Annotated in this window: 27 protein-coding genes; 5 read left to right on the forward strand and 22 right to left on the reverse strand. The window is 45.9% G+C overall.

Annotated features, from left to right (window positions below; all coding sequences use genetic code 11):
* The first annotated feature begins 63 nt into the window (after positions 1-63).
* Positions 64-633, forward strand: coding sequence for a DUF4062 domain-containing protein (locus NYE69_RS02270; protein WP_328271426.1), 570 nt, complete (start codon positions 64-66; stop codon positions 631-633).
* A gap of 30 nt (positions 634-663) precedes the next feature.
* Here NYE69_RS02270 and NYE69_RS02275 read toward each other — a convergent pair whose 3' ends face one another.
* The 11 genes from NYE69_RS02275 to NYE69_RS02325 form a co-directional block, all read right to left on the reverse strand.
* Positions 664-1,143, reverse strand: coding sequence for a DinB family protein (locus tag NYE69_RS02275; RefSeq protein ID WP_328271425.1), 480 nt, complete (start codon positions 1,141-1,143; stop codon positions 664-666).
* A gap of 907 nt (positions 1,144-2,050) precedes the next feature.
* Complete coding sequence (locus NYE69_RS02280; RefSeq protein ID WP_340923452.1) at positions 2,051-2,965, reverse strand: IS1595 family transposase; 915 nt, start codon at positions 2,963-2,965, stop codon at positions 2,051-2,053.
* A 466-nt stretch (positions 2,966-3,431) separates the two neighbouring features.
* Positions 3,432-4,142, reverse strand: coding sequence for an ABC transporter permease (locus tag NYE69_RS02285; protein WP_328270438.1), 711 nt, complete (start codon positions 4,140-4,142; stop codon positions 3,432-3,434).
* Complete coding sequence (locus NYE69_RS02290; protein WP_328270437.1) at positions 4,139-4,984, reverse strand: ABC transporter ATP-binding protein; 846 nt, start codon at positions 4,982-4,984, stop codon at positions 4,139-4,141. The genes NYE69_RS02285 and NYE69_RS02290 overlap by 4 nt, the downstream gene beginning before the upstream one ends.
* 177 nt (positions 4,985-5,161) lie before the next feature.
* The gene (locus NYE69_RS02295; RefSeq protein ID WP_328270436.1) at positions 5,162-6,097 is read right to left on the reverse strand and encodes a LytTR family transcriptional regulator DNA-binding domain-containing protein; all 936 of its coding nucleotides are present in this window, start codon (positions 6,095-6,097) and stop codon (positions 5,162-5,164) included.
* Positions 6,098-6,245: 148 nt separating this feature from the next.
* The gene (locus tag NYE69_RS02300; RefSeq protein ID WP_328270435.1) at positions 6,246-8,837 is read right to left on the reverse strand and encodes an ABC transporter permease; all 2,592 of its coding nucleotides are present in this window, start codon (positions 8,835-8,837) and stop codon (positions 6,246-6,248) included.
* Positions 8,834-9,517: an ABC transporter ATP-binding protein gene (locus NYE69_RS02305; RefSeq protein ID WP_328270434.1), complete on the reverse strand. Its 684-nt coding sequence runs from the start codon at positions 9,515-9,517 to the stop codon at positions 8,834-8,836. Before NYE69_RS02305 ends, NYE69_RS02300 begins: the two co-directional genes overlap by 4 nt.
* Positions 9,518-9,575: 58 nt before the next feature.
* Positions 9,576-10,001: a hypothetical protein gene (locus NYE69_RS02310; RefSeq protein ID WP_328270433.1), complete on the reverse strand. Its 426-nt coding sequence runs from the start codon at positions 9,999-10,001 to the stop codon at positions 9,576-9,578.
* Positions 10,002-10,290: 289 nt separating this feature from the next.
* The gene (locus NYE69_RS02315; RefSeq protein WP_328270432.1) at positions 10,291-11,292 is read right to left on the reverse strand and encodes a sensor histidine kinase; all 1,002 of its coding nucleotides are present in this window, start codon (positions 11,290-11,292) and stop codon (positions 10,291-10,293) included.
* A complete protein-coding gene (locus NYE69_RS02320) occupies positions 11,293-11,976 on the reverse strand; it encodes a response regulator transcription factor (protein ID WP_328270431.1) in 684 nt (227 codons plus the stop codon).
* A 63-nt stretch (positions 11,977-12,039) separates the two neighbouring features.
* Positions 12,040-12,561 carry a TetR/AcrR family transcriptional regulator gene (locus NYE69_RS02325; protein ID WP_328270430.1) on the reverse strand — a complete coding sequence of 174 codons (522 nt, stop codon included), beginning with the start codon at positions 12,559-12,561 and terminating at the stop codon, positions 12,040-12,042.
* Positions 12,562-13,275: 714 nt separating this feature from the next.
* Between NYE69_RS02325 and NYE69_RS02330 the strand changes: the two genes are divergently transcribed.
* Positions 13,276-14,769 carry a peptide MFS transporter gene (locus tag NYE69_RS02330; RefSeq protein ID WP_328270429.1) on the forward strand — a complete coding sequence of 498 codons (1,494 nt, stop codon included), beginning with the start codon at positions 13,276-13,278 and terminating at the stop codon, positions 14,767-14,769.
* A gap of 473 nt (positions 14,770-15,242) precedes the next feature.
* Here NYE69_RS02330 and NYE69_RS02335 read toward each other — a convergent pair whose 3' ends face one another.
* Positions 15,243-15,695, reverse strand: coding sequence for an Lrp/AsnC family transcriptional regulator (locus tag NYE69_RS02335; protein ID WP_036618369.1), 453 nt, complete (start codon positions 15,693-15,695; stop codon positions 15,243-15,245).
* A 157-nt stretch (positions 15,696-15,852) separates the two neighbouring features.
* On the opposite strand from NYE69_RS02335, the gene NYE69_RS02340 reads away from it, so the two are divergent.
* Positions 15,853-16,503, forward strand: a complete 651-nt coding sequence (locus tag NYE69_RS02340; RefSeq protein WP_328270428.1) for an SDR family NAD(P)-dependent oxidoreductase — start codon at positions 15,853-15,855, stop codon at positions 16,501-16,503.
* Between the two features lie 317 nt (positions 16,504-16,820).
* Here the strand turns inward: NYE69_RS02340 and NYE69_RS02345 are convergent, their stop codons facing one another.
* The 8 genes from NYE69_RS02345 to NYE69_RS02375 all read right to left on the reverse strand — a co-directional run bounded on the left by NYE69_RS02345 (position 16,821) and on the right by NYE69_RS02375 (position 22,390).
* The gene (locus NYE69_RS02345; RefSeq protein ID WP_340923471.1) at positions 16,821-17,696 is read right to left on the reverse strand and encodes a DUF4261 domain-containing protein; all 876 of its coding nucleotides are present in this window, start codon (positions 17,694-17,696) and stop codon (positions 16,821-16,823) included.
* Positions 17,697-17,940: 244 nt separating this feature from the next.
* Positions 17,941-18,675, reverse strand: coding sequence for a DUF4241 domain-containing protein (locus NYE69_RS02350; protein ID WP_328270426.1), 735 nt, complete (start codon positions 18,673-18,675; stop codon positions 17,941-17,943).
* Positions 18,676-18,841: 166 nt separating this feature from the next.
* Positions 18,842-18,982, reverse strand: a complete 141-nt coding sequence (locus tag NYE69_RS02355; RefSeq protein WP_328270442.1) for a hypothetical protein — start codon at positions 18,980-18,982, stop codon at positions 18,842-18,844.
* Between the two features lie 216 nt (positions 18,983-19,198).
* A complete protein-coding gene (locus NYE69_RS02360) occupies positions 19,199-19,603 on the reverse strand; it encodes a VOC family protein (RefSeq protein ID WP_328270424.1) in 405 nt (134 codons plus the stop codon).
* Positions 19,604-20,071: 468 nt separating this feature from the next.
* Positions 20,072-20,359 (reverse strand): DUF4274 domain-containing protein, encoded by a 288-nt coding sequence (locus NYE69_RS33600; protein ID WP_445744810.1) that lies wholly within the window; start codon positions 20,357-20,359, stop codon positions 20,072-20,074.
* Positions 20,360-20,450: 91 nt separating this feature from the next.
* Positions 20,451-20,858 carry a MerR family transcriptional regulator gene (locus tag NYE69_RS02365; RefSeq protein ID WP_340930247.1) on the reverse strand — a complete coding sequence of 136 codons (408 nt, stop codon included), beginning with the start codon at positions 20,856-20,858 and terminating at the stop codon, positions 20,451-20,453.
* Positions 20,822-21,646: an SDR family oxidoreductase gene (locus NYE69_RS02370; protein ID WP_340923476.1), complete on the reverse strand. Its 825-nt coding sequence runs from the start codon at positions 21,644-21,646 to the stop codon at positions 20,822-20,824. The genes NYE69_RS02365 and NYE69_RS02370 overlap by 37 nt, the downstream gene beginning before the upstream one ends.
* Before the next feature lie 177 nt (positions 21,647-21,823).
* Positions 21,824-22,390 carry a hypothetical protein gene (locus tag NYE69_RS02375; RefSeq protein ID WP_340923479.1) on the reverse strand — a complete coding sequence of 189 codons (567 nt, stop codon included), beginning with the start codon at positions 22,388-22,390 and terminating at the stop codon, positions 21,824-21,826.
* A gap of 160 nt (positions 22,391-22,550) precedes the next feature.
* Here NYE69_RS02375 and NYE69_RS02380 point away from each other — a divergent pair, with 160 nt between their 5' ends.
* Complete coding sequence (locus NYE69_RS02380; protein WP_340923482.1) at positions 22,551-22,994, forward strand: hypothetical protein; 444 nt, start codon at positions 22,551-22,553, stop codon at positions 22,992-22,994.
* Positions 22,995-23,065: 71 nt separating this feature from the next.
* Here NYE69_RS02380 and NYE69_RS02385 read toward each other — a convergent pair whose 3' ends face one another.
* Together NYE69_RS02385 and NYE69_RS02390 are read right to left on the reverse strand one after the other, a co-directional pair.
* Positions 23,066-24,145 carry an ankyrin repeat domain-containing protein gene (locus tag NYE69_RS02385; RefSeq protein ID WP_340923485.1) on the reverse strand — a complete coding sequence of 360 codons (1,080 nt, stop codon included), beginning with the start codon at positions 24,143-24,145 and terminating at the stop codon, positions 23,066-23,068.
* Between the two features lie 277 nt (positions 24,146-24,422).
* A complete protein-coding gene (locus NYE69_RS02390) occupies positions 24,423-24,899 on the reverse strand; it encodes a MarR family transcriptional regulator (protein ID WP_036618357.1) in 477 nt (158 codons plus the stop codon).
* A 234-nt stretch (positions 24,900-25,133) separates the two neighbouring features.
* Here NYE69_RS02390 and NYE69_RS02395 point away from each other — a divergent pair, with 234 nt between their 5' ends.
* Positions 25,134-25,535, forward strand: a complete 402-nt coding sequence (locus NYE69_RS02395) for a RidA family protein (RefSeq protein WP_036618356.1) — start codon at positions 25,134-25,136, stop codon at positions 25,533-25,535.
* The last annotated feature ends 1 nt before the right edge of the window (position 25,536 follow it).

Raw genomic sequence — 25,536 nt, forward strand, 5'->3', positions numbered from 1 at the left:
ACAATTAAAGTGAGGGAGTGGTAGATTCTATTTATACTAAAATTCTTTGATTTGGGTGGGCCCATGAGAAAAAAATTACAAATTTACATATCGTCTACTTACTACGATCTTATTGAGGAAAGGCATACCGCTGTTGAAGCCATACTTCAAGCCGGTCATATCCCTGCTGGAATCGAGCAATCTTTCAAGGAAAGTCCAATGAAAATTAGGAAGAGATGGATCGACGAATCCGATGTATATATCCTGTTTCTCGGAGGATTCTATGGTTTAACGCTTCCTGATGATGAATCCAAGAGCTATACGCAGTGGGAATACGAGTATGCCGGAGAAGCGGGCAAACCCAGATTTGCTTTTGTTGTCACGGATGAAGCATTAAGACATAAGCCCTACGACTTCACAGCAATTGAATACTATCAGGAGTTTCAAGAGTTTAAGCAATCGGTCATGGAACAAGTCCCTTTTTATTATGTTGAAGATGTACGGCACATTAAAATGGTACTTCGTGACCAATTGCCGGTGTATGCAGCAAGAGACGATTTGTACGGCTGGGTATCCGGCAAGGATATTCCGGACGTTCAACAGCTATTGGATGAGAATGCAAGATTAAAGGCGGAATTGGAGAAAAGGAAATAAGAAAAACGCCTGACGGGCACACCATAAATGTTAAATATCGAATAACCCTCTACCAATCAAGTTTGCAGTAACCGGCTTCTTTCCGATTTCTCTTGACCATATAGCCAATTGACCGATGTGATGGATCTCGTGGGCGATCACGTGCCGCATCACTTCGCCGTATTTATGGGCTTCCCGTTCCCCTTCATCCGTGATATCAATCATAATGCGATTTTCCAAGCTGTCATCCCAATTATAGACAAATGGAGCGAGTTCCAGGTGAAACCGGTTGGAGAAATCTTTTATATGCTGCAGGCTGCCCACTTCCTCGAATGGAGGGATATTAATCGCTTTTTCTTGAATTCCTCCGCATATCCAACCATACTCGACTGCCACGATGTGATACAGCGTGTGAAGAATGCTCCCAACGCCTCCGGTACGTCTTTTCAGCAACTCTTCTTCACTCACCGTATCGCACCAGTCAAACCAATCTTTACGAACTTGCCAGTTATACTCAAAAAGTTTCAACATAGCGCAGCCTCCTGTAATCATAAACGTTGATATTCTTAACCATGATTCGCGATATAATCCGGCTATCCTGCTCCGTTAGAACAATTTTGGAAAACACTTTGATTTTGCTGTCCTAAAGTTGAAAAGCTGCCCGGATCAAAGGGCTGGCGACGCGAACCGAAGTTTTGCATTTCGCCCAGGCTCGTTCGATATTCGGCATTCGGATGTATTCGGAAGCAGCCCGAACATTATTGAAGTTCCCCCTCTCGGCGTTTAGGAAACACCCGTTCTACCTGGAAGATGTCTGGGGCGGGAGAGGGCTATGCGATCGTCAAGGATCCCGACGGCAATCTCATTAGTTTGGTCGCTTAAGAGAAGAGTACCTTGAAACCGCAGCAGTCTAGGACATGATCGGCTATGAAGAGCAGCAAAAGCCATCATGCTCGGATGGGCACCCTTCCGGGTGCCCTTTTATAACAGGGGTCTGGCTCAACCTTATAATCCTTGCTTGCCAGTCAAGTCGAAAACCGATCGCGGCAAGAAACGCGGAAGGGCGCCCGAAAGCTTGAGAACAGGGAAGTGGGGGGGCGGCAGATCAACACTCACTGTCCGGAGTCTTTGCACGATTATCCCGTTTGATCAGGTAGCAGAGAGAAAGACAAACTCGAGAGAAGAAAATATTTGGTGGACAAGCAAATAGGTTCGAGATAATTTAGACGGGCTTAGGAGAAGGGATCAGGTTTAGGGGAGGCGAAACAGACCGACAAGAGATCAAGACAGTAGATCAAGGACAAGACGCGAAACGAAAGACCCGTGATTTTGCTGTAGCCTGAACCCTTCCATCTGCAGCAACGCCCGTACTGTTCATGCTAATCCCACCCATTAAGTTGATCTGCAACAAGTAACCCCTACCGTTCAAGCGTCACGATCAAGCCGCGGCCGCAAGGGGCTGGTTCGGTTGGCGCGCGATTAGCCGACGGTAAGGGAGCGCCGGAATCGCCACACACATTTGCAGCAACTTCTGCCGCATCGTTTCTTCCACTCCGGGCAGTCCTCCGGGCAGGCGCAGCCGACGGCGTCCAGTGTATTCGTTCAGATACGCCTGCAGATGCTTAAGCCCCAAGGCTCCATACGTACTCTTCAGCGATTCCCACGCCTCCCTCACCACTCTCCGCAAGGGCGTATACAGCCGAAAGGCCAGAGGGAACAACTGTACCGCCGATGTCTGGATATCCACATGCCCGCCAATAAACTCGGTTAGATCGTGACGGTCTGCCCTTTTTTCGCCTCCCCGCTTATGCGGCACCAGGCGGATTTTGACGTGCTCCGGTTCGCCCGACTCCGTGACCGTGCAGCCGGCTACGACCGCCGAGGCGTACGGATGCGTAAGCTGACACCGGGACGGATTACGCCCATACTGATCGCTGTTCACCTTCACGTCTCCGGAGAGCAGCTCCCGGGCATCGAACTCCCCCACGGCATGACGTATTTTTTGCAGCATCGACCACGCGGTCTTGTAGGCGACCCGGATCACCTGGCGCAGCCGCATCGCCGAGATGCCGTCAGGGAGCAGGAACAACTCCAGCGCCTGGAACCACTTCACCAGGGGCAGATGCGTTCCTTCAAAAATCGTGCCGACCAAAGGCGATGTTTGATGCTTGCACTTTCCGCACTCGAACAAGGGGATATGCCGGGAGGCCAGACGGCTGCACCGGGTGTAAGCGCAGCGCGGGCAGACAAAGCCGCTTGGCCACTTCATCGCGATCAGCGCCTCCATGCAGTCCTGCTCACTGTTAAAACGGCTGCTGAATGATTGAAGTTCCGTTCCCGCATTGGCTTCCATATCCGCTTACCTCCCGAATCAAGAATACACGAACATAAGTTCCATTTATTTCATTATACCAAACATACGTTCTCCTATCAAGCCAAAAATCTCACCTGAACCGCCTCACTTTTTCCTTATCTTTTTTGTTTTTTTCTTCTCTCTTTTTTTGAATCCTTGCTCTAACCCCACCCCCTGCTCCCTGAACGAAAGGAATAATCGTGCAAAGCAAACAGCAGGCAGTAACACCCAGACACGAACCCTTTAGGCAACCCCTTTAGACAGCCCCTCACCTGGCGTCGATATGTGACACTTTTCGAAACGGCCACGGTGCAAAAGGTAGATACACCACCCCCGCCGGATCGTGATGCCTCATGGATTGCTTGCTTTACCCGGCTACATCAAGGCTTGTCTACCGACTTTTTGCTGCGAATGTTGAGTTATAATTTACGCGAGTTTGAAATGATGCGGTTAATAAAATTTTTCCCTACTCATCCTTTAACCGCCGTTGATACAAAACGACGGATACAATCGTCAATACAACCGTCCAGGCCAAAATAATGAGGAGGGGTTTTAATAAATCTCCCGTCGTAAAGCCTATATTTCGTATATTTAGCAAATACACAAGTTGAACGCTTGGTGCATACTCCAGTACTTTGAAGATTGGAAAATCATCCGCTAGCAACACTCCCCATGGTGCCCCAGTGAATACGAGCGCCACAGGCATTATAGATAATGTTGCGTCAAGCAATGTCTTGGAGTATAAACCACATATCGTCCCGACTGCGGTGTATAGAATAATCGAAAAAATGATTGCTGCCACAAACGCCCCTATACTTGCTGGCTCATAGCCCAATATATATGTAGAAATTGCCACAACAACAGCAGACATTACAAAGACTAAAGCACTTTTACCGATTAAAACATCCATAGTCGTAGCCGGGGTCATCATTAATGATCGTAAAGTGTTACGCTCCTTCTCTTCCGCAATCAAGCAGGCTTGTGCTAAACTCGTTAGAATCACAAACGAAATATTTAGGAGAAAACCGATTGCTCCAGGCAAGGACGGGCCTGCACTTCGAAAAAGAAATGCGAAGAGAATGGGAAAAATCAGAATAATGGAGATCGCATAATTACGTGAAAACTCTTTGTAATCCTTCACAAATATTGCCCCGGCACGTTTTAATGAGATACTCATAGCAACTCACTTCCTGTCATTTTAATAAAGATATCACCCAGACTTGGCTCTTTCGTTTCTAATCGCTCAATGAACCCTCGTTTCATCCAATCGGCGATTTGATCGGCCGTCCCCTCATCGATCGGGAGCTCGTAGGTTTCCCCATTGATTAAGTCAACACAAACTACGTTTTCCCGATGCTGTTTTTTTAGTTCCTTGGGGGAGCCGATAGCTTGGATTTGCCCTTGATACAATATCGCTACACGGTTACATAGCAATTCCGCCTCAGCCATATCATGCGTAGTTAAAAAAATCGTTGTCCCTTTATCATTTAAATAGCGTAAGCCCTTGTAAATATGCGCTGAGTTTACTGGATCTAAAGCCGAAGTAGGCTCATCCAAAAATAATAATTCCGGCTCATGGATAATCGCGCATGCCATCATGACACGCTGACGCATCCCTTTCGATAAGCGATGGACTTTCTTTTTGCGCTCTCCGCTTAAGTTTACAAACTGCAGCACCTTATCGATCGAAGATTTAGGAAGATCATATAACTTACGATACAGCTCCAGATTTTCCTCAATCGTTAATCTCTCATATATTCCGCTGTTATCCGTCAAAATGCCAAAGCGCATCTTCTGGGCAGACTGATGCATCATCTCCGCCGGCTGGTTAAATACACTGGCCTGTCCGCTTGTCGGATTTAACTGCGCCGTTAAAATCTTGATTAATGTCGTTTTTCCCGAACCGCTCGGACCCAGGAAACCAAAAATTTCCCCTTTCGGAATGGAAAAGGACACGTCTGATAACGCATCCTTATTTCCAAACCTTTTTCGAATATGTTCTACTTGGATCACATCCATGAGCACCACTTCCTTAGCGTTGATGCCTTAAGCATATAAAGATTGCCTGCTTCCAGCCATCAAAACCCGCCGAAATGTAGCTGTTATCGCCTGAATGGTACCCTGGAATGCTTGACCTGTTTGATATTGCCCCGGAAATGGCATACGCTTACGAAGTATGTTTGCTTCGCAAACATTTTAAATGTTAAGAAGTGCTTTTAATTCATGCAATTTTGAACGAGATAACGGAACCACGGCATCTTTACCCGTATTTAATCGCAAACTGTAGCTATTCTTCGTCCATGTAATAATCTCTCTTACTTTTTGCAAGTTAACGATGTAGGATCGATGACACCTAAAAAATCCGAAATTCAACAATCTCTGCTCGAGCTCGGTTAGCGTCAAAGCACAGACATAATTTTCTCCACCCACATGAACTAGGATCGAACCATCCAAACTTTCTATATAATCGATTTCAGGCGGATCAAATAAAATCACTTTGTCATTTCTTTTCGTATAAATCTTCTGCAAGGTGATATTGGCCCGATCTTGTTCCGGCACTTCCTGCTTATCCTCTTCCGAGTCCCGAATATCCAGTGGATGAAATCCGGATTCGTTCAATCGATAAATGGCATCACAGGAAATCATGGCATCCTCTAAATTCGAAGTTAAAATTAGAAGCTGCTTCTCTTTCGAAAGGTCATCCAAAATCCGTTTAAAATGACGACGATCTTCTTCTTCCAAGTAAAAATAGGGTTCCTCCAATACTAAGGTAGGCTGATACGCAAAAAAGGCACGCAGCAAGGTCACATACATCCTTTTTGAGGGGCTTAGATCCTTGATTTTTACCTTTCGTTCTTCTTGTAAAGCAAAATAATCCATTAACAAAGCGGCACGCTCATTCCGCTCCGTTACTTTGATTAGAAAAGTGATCAGCTCTTCCACCGTTAAACGCATATACTCGCTTTGCCCAGCTCGGAATAAATAATATTGGGAATAATCCGCTAATTGATTCAATAAAAGCTGTTTTCGCTTCAAGTCCGTTATAATGCCAACCGCTTGGTTCGATGTCATATTTAATTCGATCTCCGGCAGGAATAGCTTCCCATTATAATAGATTGGTTTAAATTGCATGCCGTCCTCCAGGTCAGTGCCGCGTGGGATATATATAACAATTATAATGTTGGGATACTTTTTTGTCATAGATATCAACAATGTGGCCCGTTTAGGCTCCCCAGAACGAAGCAGGCCCCGACTTCAACCAAGTCAGGGCCGATGGCTATCATATATTCTCTTGCTTTAATGCATCAATAATATTTTCCTTTCGTACTTTCGCGCCGGAATAAACAATCGCTGAACCGGCAATGACAAATACGGCGATAATGACAGACAAAATGCTCATCCAAGGGAGGGTGAACCCGTAGCTGAATTTGTTCGCAAATGCCCTATAGATCAGATACATCGCGGCGAAACTAACGGGAAGCCCGAACAATAGCGACTTGACCCCGTAAAAAATACTTTCATAGTTCAGCATTTTCGCAAAGCCTTTTGGCGTCATGCCTACGGATTTCAGCATCGCAAATTCTCGTTTGCGAAGCGACCACCCCGTCGAGATCGTATTAAAAATGTTCGCAATGGAAATCGCAGAGATTAATACGATAAAACCGTAAGAAAAGACGGACATCAAGAGAATCTGCCGTTCTTCGCTTTTTCTGGATTGATACACATTGTAGACATTCAGATTGGTCTTCTCCATCTCTTCAATTTCCTGCTGCGTTCTCATCGGTTCCGTGCTTTGCAAATGGAGGTACGTCGAAGCGTTAGCTAGATTCTCGCCGTCTGCCATCCGATTCATGACGCGTTCCGACACGATCATATTTAACCCGCCTAAGCCTAGCGGATTCATCCCCATCGGGGCTTGATCCGTCAATGCGGCAACAATCACTTTGTTTGCCTTCGTTTCTTCCCCATTCTCTTTATAAAAGTTCGTTAGCTCGATACTTTGACCGGCCTTCGTATACACGGCCTTCGTCTGCACATATTTCCCCGTGCCCATATCTTTGTAATGAATCGTATCCATCACGATCGCGGCGGGATGATCCGGATCCGTAAGCTGTTCGTAGTCTGCTCCAACCGCTTTGGCATAGGCTTGCAGACTCGAATCGTTTAAGGCAAGAATCTTAATATCGTAGGGGTATTTCCCGTCTTGCAGCAAACTCTTATCCTTCTTAATACGCTCTTGCAATTCGTCGGCGATGATCGCCGCATCGACCCAAGCGTTCCCATATAACTCGTGAATCACGTTGTATTCCGTGACGCCATCCAGGGATACAATCGATCGCAGCAACCGGTCATCTATTCTTTTGCCATCGCTGTACGATACTTCAATATCGTAATTGACGCCTTCCCGCGAAAGTTCCAGGGATTGTCTCATGCCGGCCGTAAAAAACGATACCGTCAAAAACAAAACGATGCTGATGACCAGCGAAAAAAGAATAGCATGGTATCTCCGTTTGTTCCTTTTTAAGTTTTTCAGCCCGATTTCCGCTTCGATCCCGAAGAGCTTGCGGATGTACTTCGACGTTTTCACAGCTTTGGCTGTAAGCTTTATGTCGGCAGCTTGGCGAATCGCGTCCATAGCAGAAACCTTGGATGCTTTCAGCGCCGGGAGATACGCCGAAACGAAAATCGTCAGCATCGAAACAAGACAAGCCATCAAGAGCGATAACGGCGTGACGATGAGCCTCAGCTTTTCACTGGTCCCTAATGCCTCTTCAATCATCGCGTTCATGAACCAAAAGGTGATCCCGATCCCCGCAAGACCGCATAGGATGCCAATGGGAATGCTGATCAAGCCAATGACGGCACCTTCAAACAGCACTGAATTTCGCTTTTGCCTTTTCGTAGCGCCCACGCTCGCGAGCATCCCTAAATGGCGGGAACGTTCCGAGACGGAGATCGCAAAAGCGTTATAGATGAGCGAAACCGAGCCGATCATAATCACCGCCATAAGGATCGCCGATAAGGAGAACATCATGCTGTACGAGGCTTTGCTTTTGGACAAGCCGTAATAATGAAGCAAATCGTTATTATATTGGACGGTTTCAATTTGGTTTTGCTTAGCCAAATCCTCCGCATGAGCGAACAAGGACGGATTAACACGCTGTAAGACCACCGACGCATCGACCCGATCGTTTTCCCCGATCATATGATCATCGACATAGCTAATGATCGTATAACCCGGGGCCCACGCCGGTTCCCATGCGGGACGCTTGATGAAGCCTACTACCGTATATTCCCTTATCTTGATATGCTGCAACGTTTCGGTCAATGTGCCGTCTTCCCTGCGCAGCGATTCGGTCTGATCCAGGGGATGATCGCCCCCTTGTTCGAATCGTTCGCCGACGCGAAGGGTTAGACGATCGCCGATTTCGTACTTCACTTTGGCGTTCATGGCAACGGGCTCGGAGATCACAACTTCCTTGTCCGTACGCGGAAGACGCCCCTTGCTTAGTTCAACCTGGAATTGTGCGAACCCTTGCGCATCATATTCCTTGATGAACAAATACGGCTTATTGGGATTTTGTCCTCCTTCTAATGGGGCATAGCCAAGGTCTCTTGAGATCGCCACGGTTTTGGCTCTGTCATCGCCCTGTATCGCCGCCAGCTGTTCTTTGGTTACATCTTGATATTGGACATGCCACTCCCCTGTATCGGCAATGGTCTGCCTAATCATTAAATCCGAAAATGAGCAAACAAGCGTAGCGACAGCGGTCACCATGGCAACCGAAATGATGACGCCGACGATGGTTACAAGCGTTCGTCTCTTGTTCTGCTTCAGATGCCGGATGGTTAACGTATTGACAATATTCATCGCCTGATCACCTCGTCTTTGGCAATCCTCCCGTCTTCAATCGAAATGATCCTGTCGGCTTGCAAGGCGATCCGTTCGTCGTGCGTGATCACGATCAGCGTCTGATGATAGGTCTTATTCAGCATTTTTAATAAGTCGATGATCTCGCTGCTATTCTTGCTGTCCAGATTTCCGGTCGGTTCGTCGGCCAGCATGATCGCAGGATTGCCGATGAGCGCTCGGCCGATCGAGACCCGCTGCTGTTGTCCGCCGGATAGCTGATTCGGCAGGTGGTTTAATCGATGCTGCAAATTCAACGTATTCACAAGGCCAGCTAATTGCTTTTGATCTACTTTTTGTTGATCCAGCAAGAGCGGCAGCGTAATATTCTCTTCCACCGTCAGGACGGGTATCAGGTTGAAAAACTGGTAGATCATGCCAATTTGCCTGCGCCTGAAGATGGCCAGCTGCGTTTCGTTCAAGGCATACATGTCCGTATCCTGAACATAAACTTTCCCGCCAGTCGGCCGATCCACCCCGCCCAGCATATGAAGGAGCGTCGATTTCCCCGATCCGGACGGGCCGATAATCGCGACAAATTCGCCTTTTTCGACCGAAAAGGAAACATCGTCAAGCGCCCTCACCGCCGATTCGCCTGTGCCGTATACTTTAGACAGATGCTCAATTTTTAAAATTTCCATGGCCATACCTCCAAAAAGTTTTGTGAGCGTTGCTTCTTGAATCGACTTCGTACAAAACTCACTTCGGAAGCATGGGCTCCCCTTGATGCTCATTCCAGATATATACCATCTCTCTAAATCCAAAATCCCATAGAGTTTCATTCCCCTCAACGGTTATCGTAAGCTCATTTGCCTGGGGGAGGAAAATTTTGTTCATTTCCGGCTCATGACGTTGATCTTTTGCAGATACGGAGAGGAACTCATGTCCATCAACGGTAAGCTTGATGCTGCCCTGGAAATCCTTGTGATCGGGAATTCCATAATTAAAGAAAAGATACAACTCCTCCTTATTGCCCAACGTATACGTGTACGTTTCCTTCTTTTTACCTGCGATGCTGTACACATTATATTGGGGTTCCACGTCTTGACCGCCAACCTTAAGACTGGACGGTTTGCTTCCCGTTAATGTGTTCCCGGCACTACCCTTCAACTCGTTTATTGCCACAAAGGGGCCCATTTGATGTTCCCGAAATCCACAAATTCCATCAGCGCAGGATGCAGAAGATCGGATAGACCTGGCAGCCTAAAAAAAGTGTCCGGCAAAAAAATAAAGGTGTTCTCGGTTATAAAGAATCAAAAGGGTACAGAATATAGTGATTCCAAAATAATCTTACGCTGTTGCTTCAAATGCATGGTCTTACCTCCATCGTTCATCTGATGAATATCATTTTAACTGTCTAAAATGACTTTCCCGTGACGATGGAGGTGACAATTCAGTCACTTACGGAGTGCCGTTAAATCACATGCTTATAAAATTTAATCCGAAACTGCGTACCCTTCCCGCTGTCGCTCGTCACATCGATCACGCCGCTCTGGCTGGCAATGATGCTGTGAGCCATCGCAAGCCCTATGCCGATGCTTCCTTCGCTAGCGTTCTTTCCTTTGTAAAAACGTTTGAAAATATAAGGCAAATCTTCTTTCGGAATGCCTTTTCCGTTGTCAGCAATGACGAGTTCCGTAAAGAGCGCGTTTTCGGAAAATGCGATGGCGATCGCTCCGCCTTCAGGCGTATGCTCCACGCCGTTTTTCAAAATATTGATGACCGCTTCGGCAGTCCAATTGAAATCGCCGACAAAAGTGACATTGTCATCGCCCGCGATGGAAACCGTCTGCCCCTTAATATCCATCGGAATCATAACCGGCTCTAATGCCTTTTGGATCAGGTTTTTCATGAGTATTCGATCTTTTTTGAATGGGATGGTCTTCGCGTCAATTTTCGATAGCTTAAGCAAGGAAGAAACTAGCCAATCGATGCGTTCAAGCTGGACGCGAATATGATGGGTGAACTCCGCTCTTTTGGCCGGAGGCAGGTTAGGGGCGCTTAACAAATCAGCCATCACCGTCATGGAGGTGAGCGGCGTTTTGAGCTGATGTGAAATATCGGAGACGGCATCCGTCAGTTGAATTTTGTCCCGCTGCAATAGCGACCGGTGCTCCGATAGCATGAGCGTTACTTTGTAAATATCATTCTTTAAAATACTTAGCTCGCCTTCCTGGTTATCGCGAACGCCAAGGGAATCATTGCCGTTGCTTATTTCCCGCAAATAGACGGAAAGCTTCGCTAACTCGCGGTATCTCCAGCTCGTGAACAACAAACTCGTGCCAATAAGCAGCAGGGATACAATAAAAACGAATATCGCCGCCACGGATGAAAAGAAAACAGCAACCACGGTCGCCGTTATGCCGATCGAACCCATGACGAACAATAACATTTGATTTTCCCGATTGCGCAGCATCTAATCACCGACCTTATAGCCTAAGCCGCGTACCGTTTTGATTAAAGCCGGATGCCCTGGATCATCCTCCAGCTTTTCCCTCAGCCTTTTGATATACACCGTTAACGTATTGTCGTTCACGAATTCGCCGGCCACGTCCCAGATTTGCTCTAGGAGCTGACTCCTTGTGAGAACCTGCCCAACGTGGTTGGCGAAGATCAGCAATAAGCGATATTCCAAGGCGGTTAGCGGAATTTCGGCGCTGTTTTTATGCACTTTGCCTTCCAGCGTATTGATTCGAACATGGCCGATGTCGATGATCGATCCGGCGTGGGACGGCTTCTGGTATCTCCGCAAGACGGACTTGATCCGGGAGAGAAGCTCGCGAACCCGAAAAGGTTTGGTAATGTAATCATCGGCTCCCATGTCGAGTCCCATCACGACATTGACCTCATCGTCGATCACCGTTAAAAAGATGACCGGAATGTCTCGCCGCTCCTTCACCATCTTGCACAATTCATAGCCGTTTCCGTCCGGAAGCTGTAAATCGAACAAGCATAAAGCGAACTGATCGATGTCTTCGGCGAGCACCTTTTTGGCCGAAGCGGCATCATGGCAGAGAACGGCCCGATAACCATCTTGCTGCAGCGAATATTCCAGTCCCGACGCGATCGTCTTATCATCTTCGACTAATAAAATTTTCATAGGCAGATCATCCTTACGTTAGAGTAAATTCACTGCTTATGGTAGCCGTTCAGCTTAACGGAGCTACCCCACAATCCCCGCTTCGATCAGCTTCCAAACCGCTTCGAACTCTGCTTTGAAATCAACCCGCAGCCAATTGTCTGCATAAGCCGGCGCGGAAAAATAAGAAAAAGCCAGCAAAATGGCATGCAGACGCTTTATGTCCTCAATGCCGCTCGCTGCCTTCAAGCTGCCTACCAAATCGCCGATGTGCCGAGCGAGTACCGCCGGATTCCTATCAATATAGGCCGTATACAGCTTAAACATTTCCGGCTCACGCACATAGGCTTCATATTTCGATTGACTTAATATCCATAACCAGTCGTGCACGATGTCCTTCGTAGACGAGTACTTGTCCGTATCAAATGGAAAAATCCCCGCCAGTTCATGGTCCAGCCACGACAACGCAAGCTCGGTCCACAACTCTTCTTTGCCCGAAAAATACTTGTAGATCGCAGCGTGAGTTGTCCCCAGCTCAGAGCCGACTTTGGACAGATTAACTTTCTCCATCCCGTGTTCGACGACCATTCGATGTGCGGTTTGCAAAATGAGTTCTCTGCTTAAAGTTTTCATGGTCTTATTATACAGATTGGCGAGGCCGGTTACAACTATTGACTTTTGTAACTCGACATCCTATGCTTAGCTCACTAGCAAGTTACAAATAATAAAATGTGTAACTCGAAAAGGAGAGAGTCATTTTTATGAAACTTTCAAATCAAGGAATGGAGCATAACAAAAAGAGGATTGATATTCTGACTTCTCTAAATTCATAAGATCAACTCTGAATTGGTAAACAGGTCCATATTCACGTGGCCTAGTCAACAATATTAAGACTAGGAATTATTTGCAAGAGCGCACGTATTTCGCTCAAAGGTAACCCGCGACCTTTTCGAAATTCTAACGGTTGCCAGCGCGGTTATTTGCCTGAATCCAAGCAAAAATTACCGGTTTTCAGCGAAATAAGCTCCATGGCAACCGTTACAATTTGAAATCAACGGTATTGGAACAAATAGCGCTTGTGGCAACCGGTAGAGCATTGGTGTGCTCAGAAAATGTACTACCGGAATCCCGCGAATCTACCATTTTTTCGGGGGCAATATGCATCACTGAATACCCAAAGAAATAGTTGTACAATTAACTTTGACATACAAGTAAAAGAAAAAAGCTTAATGGCCCTCTTAGCCAGATAAATATCAGAACCACCTTATTTTGTGATGCTTTTGAAAAAATTTCTATTACACCAAGGGAGGAAGTACCAGCATGGCTGATTTAAACAAACAAAGAATTGTTGAGAGTGTTCCGCAACGGGGATTTTTTGGACATCCCAAAGGGTTATTTACTCTGTTCTTTACAGAGTTTTGGGAGCGCTTTTCCTACTATGGGATGAAAGCTATCCTTGTTTATTACATGTATTATGAACTGAGTCAAGGCGGACTCGGCATGGATGAGAGTACAGCTCTTGCCATTATGTCTATCTATGGTTCACTTGTCTATATGTCTGGGATTATTGGCGGCTGGTTAGCGGATCGAATATTCGGTGCGTCAAAAGCTGTATTCTATGGCGGCATATTAATCATGCTGGGGCATATCGCCTTGGCCATCCCGGGAAGTATTTCATTATTTTTTGTTTCCATGGTTCTGATCGTGCTGGGTACAGGCTTGCTGAAGCCTAATGTATCCAGTGTTGTGGGGGAAATTTACAGTGAAAGTGACCAACGCCGGGATGCAGGATTCAGTATATTCTATATGGGCATCAACCTGGGAGGATTCATAGCTCCGCTTATTGTAGGAACCGTCGGCATGAATTACAACTTCCACCTGGGCTTTAGCATTGCAGCCGTCGGTATGTTTCTGGGATTAATCATTTTTATCTTTACCAAGAAGAAAAACCTCGGCCTTGCAGGCACTTTAGTGGCAAGCCCGTTATCACAGGCGGAACGGAAAAAAGTGTTCCCTATAGTCGGTCTCGGCGCAGTGCTTCTCGCTGGTATCGTCGCTATTACGATTCCGTTAGGTCTGTTAACGTTTAAATCCTTTATCGCGATCGTAGGTATTCTGGGAATTTTGATTCCAACCCTATATTTTATTGTCATGTTCCGTAGTCCACGAACGACAAGCGTTGAACGCTCAAGACTCATTGCTTATATTCCGATGTTTATTGCAGCGATAATGTTCTGGGCTATTCAAGAACAAGGATCAACCATCCTTGCCAATTATGCAGATAAACGTACGCAATTGGATTTTGCCGGACTTCATATATCGCCAGCCTGGTTTCAGTCTTTAAATCCTTTATTTATTATTGCTTTAGCTCCCCTGTTTGCCTGGTTATGGATAAAGCTTGGAAAACGGCAGCCCACGATACCGAAGAAATTCGCCTTAGGCTTATTGTTTGCCGGATTATCCTTTCTTGTGATCCTCTTGCCGACTTACTTTGGCGGTGAGCATTCCTTGGTTAATCCTTTATGGCTCGTTCTCAGCTATTTCATCGTTGTGCTGGGGGAATTATGCCTGTCTCCTGTAGGACTATCGGCAACGACAAAATTAGCGCCCTCGGCCTTCTCGGCCCAGACCATGAGCTTATGGTTCTTATCCAATGCGGCTGCCCAAGCGATTAATGCGCAGATTGTTAGATTTTATTCGCCTGCCAACGAGATGGTATACTTTGGAGTCATTGGAGGAGCGGCAATCCTCCTCAGTATTCTGCTCTTTTCGTTCTCCTCGAAAATTCAGGGGTATATGAAAGGGATACAGTAAAAGAACTCTTGTCCAGAATAGCAATGTAGGGGGTAGCTCTATATCATTTGTGAAATGTCTGATTTACCCCCTGAAAATAACGCTTTTCGCTTATTTATGATACGGTTCACCGTGTCGGTATTTAGGGTGAACTCGGATGATTGAGATTCTTCTTTACAATAACATATGACTGATAAATCAGTACTCTGATTCATTAACTTGCGTGCGTGTCTAATCTGTGTGTTTTAAGGAATGATGACGTGATTTACAGCATTGAACGTAAATTATACAATGAAAATAGGTTCAACCTAATCATCAATGCTTGACAGCCAAACCGACAACAGACCGTGGCCTGGAGCGAGACTCGCTAAGCGGAAGCTTTGCACGATTATCCTGTTTGATCATTGTGCCTTGGCTTTCTGAACCAAAGGGATAATCGTGCAAAGTGACTTAATCTGAAATCATTGCCGATAATCCAAAATGGTTCTTAACTTTTACCGAATACTAGACTCAGGAACAATCGCAGTCAGGGATTTATTTTCAATAGGGGAAGAAAGTACGATAGACGTTGCGAATTTCCCGTACTTTACGATTTCATTCTCAAACATCTCTAAATCCGGCAGTGACTCGGTTACTACTTTCAACAAGTGATTATACTCTCCCCCGCTTATTCTATGGCATTCAATCACTTCCTGGGCGGATTGGCAGAAAGCATGGAACGATTCGCAATTCGTTGCCCGCAGCCAAATAACCGCCATCGTATGTTTACCGATCTTCTCTCTTGCGACGACCGTCCGATAGTCTTTGATAATTCCCCTTTCCTCCATCCGCCGAACTCTCTCCGTTACAGCAGGCTGGGTTAACCCAACCATCTTGCCTAGTTCCGTCATTGAGATCCTTGCATTGTCCTGCAAAGCTAACAGGATATTCTTATCAACCTGATCCAAGTGACCACCCCTTTTATTCTATAAGCATATGAAGCTATATTTTTTAATTTCCTTAGCGAATGATGATAAACACCTTAGTTGCCTCATGTAACATTCTAATACTATCAAATATAATTTGTGGAGTACATTGGAAACCAAATTAAAGGAGCGAGTCCATATGGACAAAAAATTAATTGTAATTGTTGGGGGAGGTCCCGGCGTGAGTTCTAGCGTAGCCAGAATATTCGGTTCGAAAGGGTTCAAGGTTATCCTTGTTGCCAGGAATGAACAAGCGTTGGCGGAGCTTGTGAGAAACCTGGAGGCCCAGGGCGTTGAGGCCTATGGAGCAACAGCGAACGCTGCGGATCCAGCCGCTCTTCAAACCGCGTTCGAGCAGATCAAAAGAAATCATGGAATCCCGGAAGCGCTAGTCTATAATGCAGCAGTTATTAAACTGGGGACTGCATCGAGTCTAACGGAGGCCGAGCTATTGGACGATCTGAATGTCAATGTGGTTGGGGCTTTAAGCAGTGCTCTACAAGTCATTCCCGACTTCATTGAACGGAGGAGTGGAACGATTTTGTTCACAGGTGGCGGATTTGCCTTAACTCCTTCTTATGAATTGGCTTCTTTGTCTATCGGAAAGGCCGCTCTACGCAGCTTAGTCTATACTTTAGGAGAAGAATTGGCGCCTCATGGCATTCATGTGGGCACCATCACAATTGCCGGCACAGTTGCGGTGAACACAAAATTCGCCCCTGATCGAATCGCCCAAGCGTATTGGGATATGTATGAAAAGCAGAACGAACGTGAAATCATCTATCAGTAAGAATTCCATCTGAAGCCCCAAAGGGCATCCGGCCCAAGGCGCTCGAGTCTTCTGCACGACCGCGGAACGATTAATTACACGTCAATGAAAAGATACGGCCTTTTCGGCCGGGAGCGGGGGCGTTTATGCCAGGGCGGCGGCCGTGTCCGGGGAAATAAAGGCATTAAAAATGAGCTGGCGGAAACGTACCGCCAGCTCATTTTCGTGCCATATCATATTGCATGCATGTTTAGTACAAAGATGACGGCTCGGTTAGCTGGATCGCGACACCTCTCGCGACTCCAGGCGCGAGGCGCTCGGTCATACGTTGGCCAGATTTATTCTCGTTCTCCTGCCGCGTATTCACCTGGACAGACGTCCATCACTTCTCTGGAAGGCTGGATCAGCGCCATTTCAAACCTGCAAGGCCAATGCACGTCCGGCGCCATCTCCCCGTTCAGCAAGCCGGCGATCGTCTCGCCGTCACTCACCGACACATCCGCTTCAAACAAGTAGGCTGCGACGTTGAATGCATGCCGTGACACGTCGTTCGGATCCAATGTATGAAAGTGGTACTGGACATCCGGAAGGCCAAGCGCAAAGAGGCCAAGCGAATCGATCAAGCTGTCTTCGGTCCCATGAATGGTAAAATAGCGGATATTCATGCCGAATTGCAAGAACCTCGCGGCTCCTTCGTACGGATTATCCGCAATTTCGGCCGGATGCAGCAATTTCCCGCTCGATGGAATCCAGATCGCTTTGCAGGTCGGGAACAGGCTTACGGCAGCCTCCAGCCAATCCGCCAGCAAGGCGCTGCGCGATTTATAGTCCAGCCCCGCCGCCATGAAGTCGCTGATCAGCAGCTTATAGCGGCATTTTTGCAGAACGTCCTCCCCATCCGGCATCGTCCAAAACTGGGTGCGCTCCAAGTCGGTGATCGTCTCCTGTTGAAAAGGAGTAACGTCCGCCATCATCACCTGAGCCGGCAGCTCCCCTTCCTTGTAGGCTACTTTATAAGCCTCTACGGCAAACGCCGACAATGCGTCGGCTGCCGACACGATATCCGTTTTCCCGCAACGGGTTTCTAACGCGTTTCGGACGGCTTCCGCATTCGGCCGTTCCGCTTTCTCCTCAAACAGCAGATACATTTGAAACAACCGCTGAAACTCACTTTTTTCGTCTAAATTTTGCTGAAGTACGCGTTTGCTCTCCATTTCTCCCCTACCACTCCGTTCGTCTGTCGTTCCTTCTACTATAGAGATTGGCGCACGGTTCACGCAAGTCGCACCAGGAAATTGATTCCAAAGTCGGATCTATGGAACATACAGCCCTTCCCGAATCCGAACGATCATCACCGCCTGACGCCTATCAAAGCAGAACGCCTGTGATGGACGTTCTCCTTTGTATTGGCTTGGTGAAACGTGTAGGGCTGTGATGGAGCGGATGGGTAAGTTGAACTTACGTGTATGCCAATTGAATGTCAATAAACTGAACGACGATTTGGCAAATTTCACCCGCTTGGTCGTAGCCCCAATAAACTGGATAAGCGCCATCACCAAAACCGGACTGAAACAAGGGTACATGGTACTCGGTATCAGGAATCCGCCAGTTCACCCAATCGCCTCCCTCGCGCTGATACTGCGGATTTTCACGAAAACTCTTGGCAAACAGGGCAGCAAAATAATCATCGTAAAGATTGCCATCAGGATGTTCTTTATGCCACCGACTTGTAAAGTCGCAAAAAGCTTGATGCGCCTGCTTATCGCAAATACATGCCAGACCGGCATCTACATTAAAGCCAAAAAACTCTCCGTCCTCCATCCCCGAAATATCTTCATGTCCAATTAGCGCTTCCTCGAACCGGACGGCAGGAACATCGGAAAATCGCAGACGAACGGCGGCATAGCGAGCACAGTCACCATCCTCGTCCGGCTTCACCACACAGACTTCGGTTGAGTAGGTTCCAACGGGCGCCGTTTGAAAATAAGGCTGCTCCTCAATATGCCCCAAATAACATAGCGGATCGCGGACAAGAATTTGGCCGGTAGGAATAGAGGTAGGACCGATATCTATAATTTCCAGCTGCTTACCTGCAATTTCAGGCAAAGCAAAATAGTCATTTAAATCTACAGGGCATTTCAATTTGTCACGCTGCTGCTCCCACTGGGACAGCCATTCACTTGTTGGTACCATAGGCATTCAGCTCCTGAAAATAGACTCGTACAAGCAGAAAATCAGTCATGCCAATTTTACCATATCGTTCACTCCACTATCGTATCCTTACATTAATATTTTCCAAACCTTTTTTCGCATATAATATCCGACGCGAGAATGTCATACAGCTTTTGCTTGGATTCATCTAATTTTTGTTGAGCGGCTTCAATCTCCGCAATTTTTTTGTATCAGGTTTACATGGCTCATCCTTCGGTATTCCGTTCTTCGAGATCATGGATCGGATATCCCGAATCGAAAAGCCAACTGCCAAACAATATTTAACCACGTTCAAATGATGAATGATGTCTGAAGTATATACCCGATACGTACCACGAACCGGAAGTCGCCAAGATGATGGGCAACTGGAAAGTCGATCTGTAAATACCTTGATTAAACCGAAACTTACGCGCTTATCCTCATCTAAAAAGAAGGGACAGGGCGGGTGCCCTGTCCTCCTATACTTTTTACTTGAATAGCAAATTATAAGAATATCAGTATTCCATCAATGTCTACCTCTAAACCGTTTAATCGCATCCTCGGTCACCGGCTCGAAGAGGTTAAGAAGGTTGCCATCGGGATCGCGGAACAGCATAGAACGGTTCCCCCACGGCATCGTGGTCGGTTCCATTACCCAATTATCGACAAATGGCTTCAAGCGTACATATTCGGCTTCGACATCGTCGACCCGGAACTCAATAATGACAGTGCGATTATTGGCCCCTACTACGGAATCGGCGCCGAATAGCTGCGTCGTCTGGGAGTGGCCGATGGCAAGGGTGCATGATGGCACAATGAGTTCGGCAAATACGGGCGCGGGTCGCTCCGCCGAAACCCCCATGACTTTCTCATAGAACTCGACGAGACGATCCACGTCGTCAGTAATGATGCGTACAGAAGCGAAATTCACAAGATATCATCCTTCCTAATAATAGGTTTTGCCGTGTCCCACAGCCGTTGTAAAACATACTTTTTACTCATCTATCTCCTTTACATTTTCATGTCCAATTATAAAAAAACGCTACTGACAACGTTATGTCAGTAGCGTTTTAGAATTCTTTGGGCTTCCTCACGAATTCGATTTCGGAATGATTCGGTTCCAACACTTTACGCCCGCTCCATAGCCAAGCACCCATTGCAGCAATTCATCCAGCGCCAAGCGAATTACGCCGAACGAAAACGCCTTTTTGAAACGCCCTTTCAGCACAAGAAAAAACATACCTGATTCAATTTGAATCCTACGTGTTCCCTTAAACTCTCCACTCTTCCAATCGGAGGTGCGAAACGAATCGTTGAAGAGTTAAAAGAGTCACTATTGATCTTTTCAAACAGAACACTCAAAAGTTCGCTTCTCCTATACTCGCAACCATGTCGCTTGCTAATCTTCGCAACAAATTGATCCGAGATTTTGCTGCATCGAAAGGGTAACCCCCTTCTCATACAAGAAATTCAATCCTCTGAGTCTATAAAATACAGGCAAGCCTGTGCCTTTATCGCAGGCAGGGTTCGAGATAATTGCTTGCGGAATATCAAAATACCCCTTCTGACAATGACGTACCTCATCAAAATGTGTCAGGTACGAATTCAGAGGTGAAAGACGAATTAACGTTGAAATGGATAAAGAGACTGATTGATATGAAATAGGCGTGTACGGCTCGCAAGCAATTGGTCGATAAAAGACCCTCTATGGTTGTCAACTGTAAGGTCACTTCTTCTGCCGCATACCTGAAAAAAAGCAAACTTCACAAGAGGTTCTTTCAAAGCTTCTCTTTGTACATTTCAAGCTTATGTTCAATCATAGACATATTGTTCATTAGCTGCTTGATCTGATTCGCCACCCGTTCCTTCTGCCGGTTCAAAAGCCCCACACGTTCCGGGATTGTTTGGTCTCCTTGAAGGGTTAATTGGGCAAATCCCTTCATTTCTTCAATGGTCATCCCGGTATCCCGCAAACAGCACGCGAATCTCAGCCACTCTATGGCCTCCTCGTCAAAGACTCGTGCACCGAATTCATCTCGTTTAATAGGGGGGAAAATCCCTTCTTTTTCATAATATCGCAAGGTATGAATGGACAATCCCGTTTTTTCTGCTACCTGGCCGATTGAATAACTTATAAGAACCTCCTCCTTTAGCCAAGAACCTGGCTTTTCATGAAAGCCATAAATTCATCGTCACTCCATTGTTCCCGCTTCTTCAATATTTCTTCGGCATCTTTACCCGCAGGATATCTTAATTGATCGCTTTCATCCGTCGCAGCTTTATATATCGTTTCGGCAACCATTTCCGGTGTGGCCTGAAGATGGGCATTATTTTGAACGAATTTCTCAAATTGCTTGTTAAACAAATCCGTGAAACTATTATAGTCTGACAATGCCTCATGATCCAAACGTACGGCTGAACTGTACCAAGGAGTATTCACAATACCGGGCTCGATCAATTTAACCCGGATATTCTGGGAAGCCAGCTCATAGGACAACGATTCGGAGAATCCCTCCACGGCAAATTTAGTTGCATGGTATAAAGAGGTCAGAGGGAATGTGATTCTTCCGCCTTGAGAGGAAATATTTATGATCAATCCGTTCCGGTATGCCCTGAAATGCGGCAGCACCGCTTGTGTTACGCGCATGAGCCCGAAAACATTAACGTCAAACTGGTTATGAATCTGTTGTTCGGTAGCAGCCTCAAATACCCCCACAGCTCCATAGCCGGCATTGTTCATAAGTACATTGATTTGCCCAAAACGCTCTATGGCTTCATTTACTGCTCGTTGGATTGTTTCAGGCTGTTGAACGTCCATACGAGTAACAAAGACATTGTTATGGTTGATAAGCTCTGTTTCTTTTTCCGGGGAGCGCATAGTTGCTGCGACGTTCCACCCTTGTTCTGCAAAATACTGGGTAGTTGCCTTTCCGAGTCCACTAGATGCCCCTGTAATCAAGATTGTATTCATCATGTAATCCTCCCTTTCATTAGGATGTTTTTAGTATAGGGCCTAGAGTTTACTCTATAGCAAGGCATAAAATTCCCCCGGCCTCCAATCACGCTTGCAATGATGCAGATCTTGCTTTACTCGGGGTTTTAGGTTTCAAGTTAAATGCTTAACCGATGCGAGGGCTGGCAAACTTCTACTTTAGTAGGTGGAACTGTCAATCTTAAAATCTGAATGGATGTCAAATTCCGCCGGCCCCTTCCTTTCTGTCTTTTGCAAAACAAATTCAAATGTGGGTTCATAATATGAATCCTGCAACGTTTCTCCACCCAATATTTCTATGCTGTACCAGCCGTTTTCAATTTCAATCATCGGCTTTTTGTATTGCCGGTAATGATGAAGCAAAGCGTTGACTCTTTCGTTAGTGAATTGCTCGAGTATTCGCCAAGTAAACAACATCAGTAGGTTGTTTTCAACTTTAAGCGAATAGCCGCCACGTCTAAATTGTAAATGGCTATCTGATTTTAACAACTCCGGTGTATCGCCAGAAAGATTAAATATGATTGTATAGGGATAGTTCGCAATCCCTGCCATTGGAAGTATGATACCATCAAGCACGGCATGATCGCCGCTTTCGTTCGTTGTAAACTCCATTGCTAAATTGTCCGAAAGATGATTGGACTGTTTCCAGCTCTCCAGCAGCAAAATATCTCCGAGAATGAAATAGTCTATCAGATCATTCAGCACTTCCGTAAATTTGCAGATCATTTAATACTCCTTTTTCCTCTTTTATCTCAAAGCTATAAATTCAGCTTAATTGTATCATATGGGAAAATCCTGGAATGCTTCATTTCTAGATGTTAATATTTTAAAGGTTGGGGTTACAAGCTACATATGAAGTTATTTTATAGTTCATTGGGAGGTTGCAATGGAACAAAGGCTTATGGATCAATTGAACGAGTGGCATGAAGCAGACGAACATCAGCGAATTGTCGATACGCTTTCAGCAATTCCTGATGAAGAACGGGACTATGAAGCGATCAGCCATTTGGCCAGAGCTTATAACAATTTGGGGCTTTACGAGGAATCCCTCTCTCAATTTGATCAAATTTCCAAGGCGGGTAAACAGGATCCTCTCTGGCATTATCGGGTAGGCTTTGCTCTTTATTATTTAAAGCGATATGAGGAAGCGGCTCAAGCTTTCCGCAGATCCGATCAGTTAGAGCCCGGTGTTCAAAATACGGAATACTTTTTAAGACGGAGCATTCAAAAAGCGGAGAAGCAAAAGAGAGAAGAACTTCGGCTCGCCAGGAAGACAGCTTCCATGGAGCTTAGTAGTTCGGCCAAGGAGAAGGTTCTTTTTTCCGACTAATTTCTTTGTAATAGGGTTCCTGCTCATCCAGTGGATGTTCTAAAATATTCGTTTGGTTCTCCATAGTCACTTTACAACTCTCCCTCAAGAAACTTCATGAGGTGCAATTCAGGCTGCGCAAGGAACTCTGTAAAGCTGCATAAATCCGCATACGCCTGATGCTCCACGTCATAACAGCCTATCCGGCCTTTATTCTTGGGGTTCCAAACCAACTGCAGGTCAGAGTAATTGTCGATATCGGCGGAAAGACGCAGCAGCTTTTGCCTGCCGACTTTCATCTCAATCGTATCGGTCAATGTAAAAAAATCGATATACCCGATTTCATATTCATTTTGCGCCAGCTCAAGGCGCAGCTTATCTCCTGTAAGAAAGCTGACCAGTTCGTCGGGTAATTTATATTTTTTAAGCTCATGTTTCTTGTTCTCCACATGATGAAATTCAGCCGGTTCCAGCGATTTCAAATAATCAGCCATGACCGTATCCTTATTGCTGACCGCAATCGTATACGGCCGCTCGCCGTCTTTTTCCGCTAGAGTAACGTCTGCACCGTGTTCAATCAAAAATTTGACCATGGCCATATTACCCATACGAGCAGCCACCGTTAACGGAGTCGCCCCATAAGGATAGACCATATCCGGCCTATTATAATTGATGTCCACCCCCTGATCGAGCAAATACTTGAGTGTCTTCAGGTCGTGGTCCGATACGGCTTGACGCATTACCTCACCGCCATGCAGCTTGATGTCCAATCCCAGCTCATGAATAAGCGGAATATTTTTTTTGTTGCCATAGTAGGCCTGTGAATAGGCGCCTGACCCCGTTTGATTGAGCTTGTCCATCTCGGCACCCTGCGCTGCAATGTAACGGACGATGTCCTCCCCGCAATAGCGAACAGTTCTCAAAAAAGCTGGATTATGATGGACATTCAGGTTGACACCGTGCTTTACCAGCAGCTTTACAACCTCCATTTGCTGCGATACGAGCGCCAGATCTAACGGACTAAGTGCAATATGCTTACTAAGTTCGATGCCCTCCTCAATATCCCAGCCTGCTGCGATTGCGGCATCCAAAGCCGGAATATTTCCTCTGTAAATATGCATCGCGATTTCCGGCAGCTCCTGGAACCTGCCGATATCTTTCAGGACGATCAATCACACCCCTCCTTATTTTAAATCCTAAGACCCGCCTTGTCCGGCTGATTAGTGACCGTACTGTGAGGCAAAAAAGCGTTCAATCATTTGTTTCGTTTCCCTTGGACTTCTCAAATGCCTTTTCCGTTAGTTGATATTAGCCCCGGATCATATAGATCTTATTTCCATTATAAAGATCGTTTGTCCCTAATCTACCTACTTTTTACCTGATTTCTGGAGCCTCGTTTTGCCAATGCCTACATTTCAATCGAGAAAGATTTATTTTTCTTGAGGTACGTTAGCGATAGAAGTCAACCATATCTCCAAACAGCCGTTTGATAAATTCAAGCTCGCGTTCGTTGTATCTTTCCAAAAATTCGTTCATTCTTTGCTTTTCCTTCGCATGGAGCTCATCATGAGCAGCAAATAGCTTTTTGCCGACAGGCGTTAGCCGAAAATACACTTCCTTTTTGTTATCGTTGAGTTGGGCTTTTCGCACCCAACCGGCCTTTAGTAATTTATTTGCGATCTTGGAGGTATTCCCTTTGCTTAAATTTATCCTTTCCGCGATGGAAGTGACATTGATCGGCTCCTGCTCTCCGATGCACGCAATGGTGTGCAGTTCCGTCATATTCAAGCTGAATTCCGATTCAATATGCTTCCGGATATCCTCCAGGTATGTGGCAGTTATTCGGGTTTCATATTGTTCTTTTTGCTCAAGAAACTGAACGAAAAATTCATGAATTGCAGCTTTGTTTTTATTGGCAGTATCCATGGTTATGCTGGCTCCTTGACTCATTTGTTTTATTATATCATAGATTGTTTCGTAAGAAACAAACTCGTATGCTCATATTGAGATTAGGGTTGACAGGATATAGAGTGACCCAATACAATTATATTGTTTCATATGAAACAAAAATTATATATAATTTTTATCACAGCTATTTTTAACAAGCAATAAAAGGGTTCTAACGAAACAATAATTAATGAAGGAGGTGCTTACCTGCCTATGGAAATCGTGAATCCGAAGACATTGACGGATAAGGTTACATCTGTAATTTCTCATGTCGTAGTAACTACTGCCTCTAAACTGGCCTTCATCTCAGGTCAGGTTGCTGTAGATGAAGCAGGCGCATTGGTCGGTTCAGGGGACTATTACGCACAAGCGATTCAAGTGTTCACCAATCTAAAGCATGCATTAGAAGCCGCACAAGCGGAACCATTGTACATTGCAAAAATGAATATTTTTGTGGTAAACCACAACCCGGAATTGATTTCGATTATTTTTGACGCCGGATTTCATGTGTTTGGCTCTAACTGGCCGAAGACAGCAAGTACCTATATAGGCGTTCAGGCACTAGCCGATCCTGAATGGCTTATCGAAATAGACGCTATCGTGATCTTCCCATAAT

Origin of the sequence: Paenibacillus sp. FSL R5-0527 (genome assembly GCF_038008055.1) — a bacterium.
Lineage (GTDB): Bacteria > Bacillota > Bacilli > Paenibacillales > Paenibacillaceae > Fontibacillus > Fontibacillus macerans.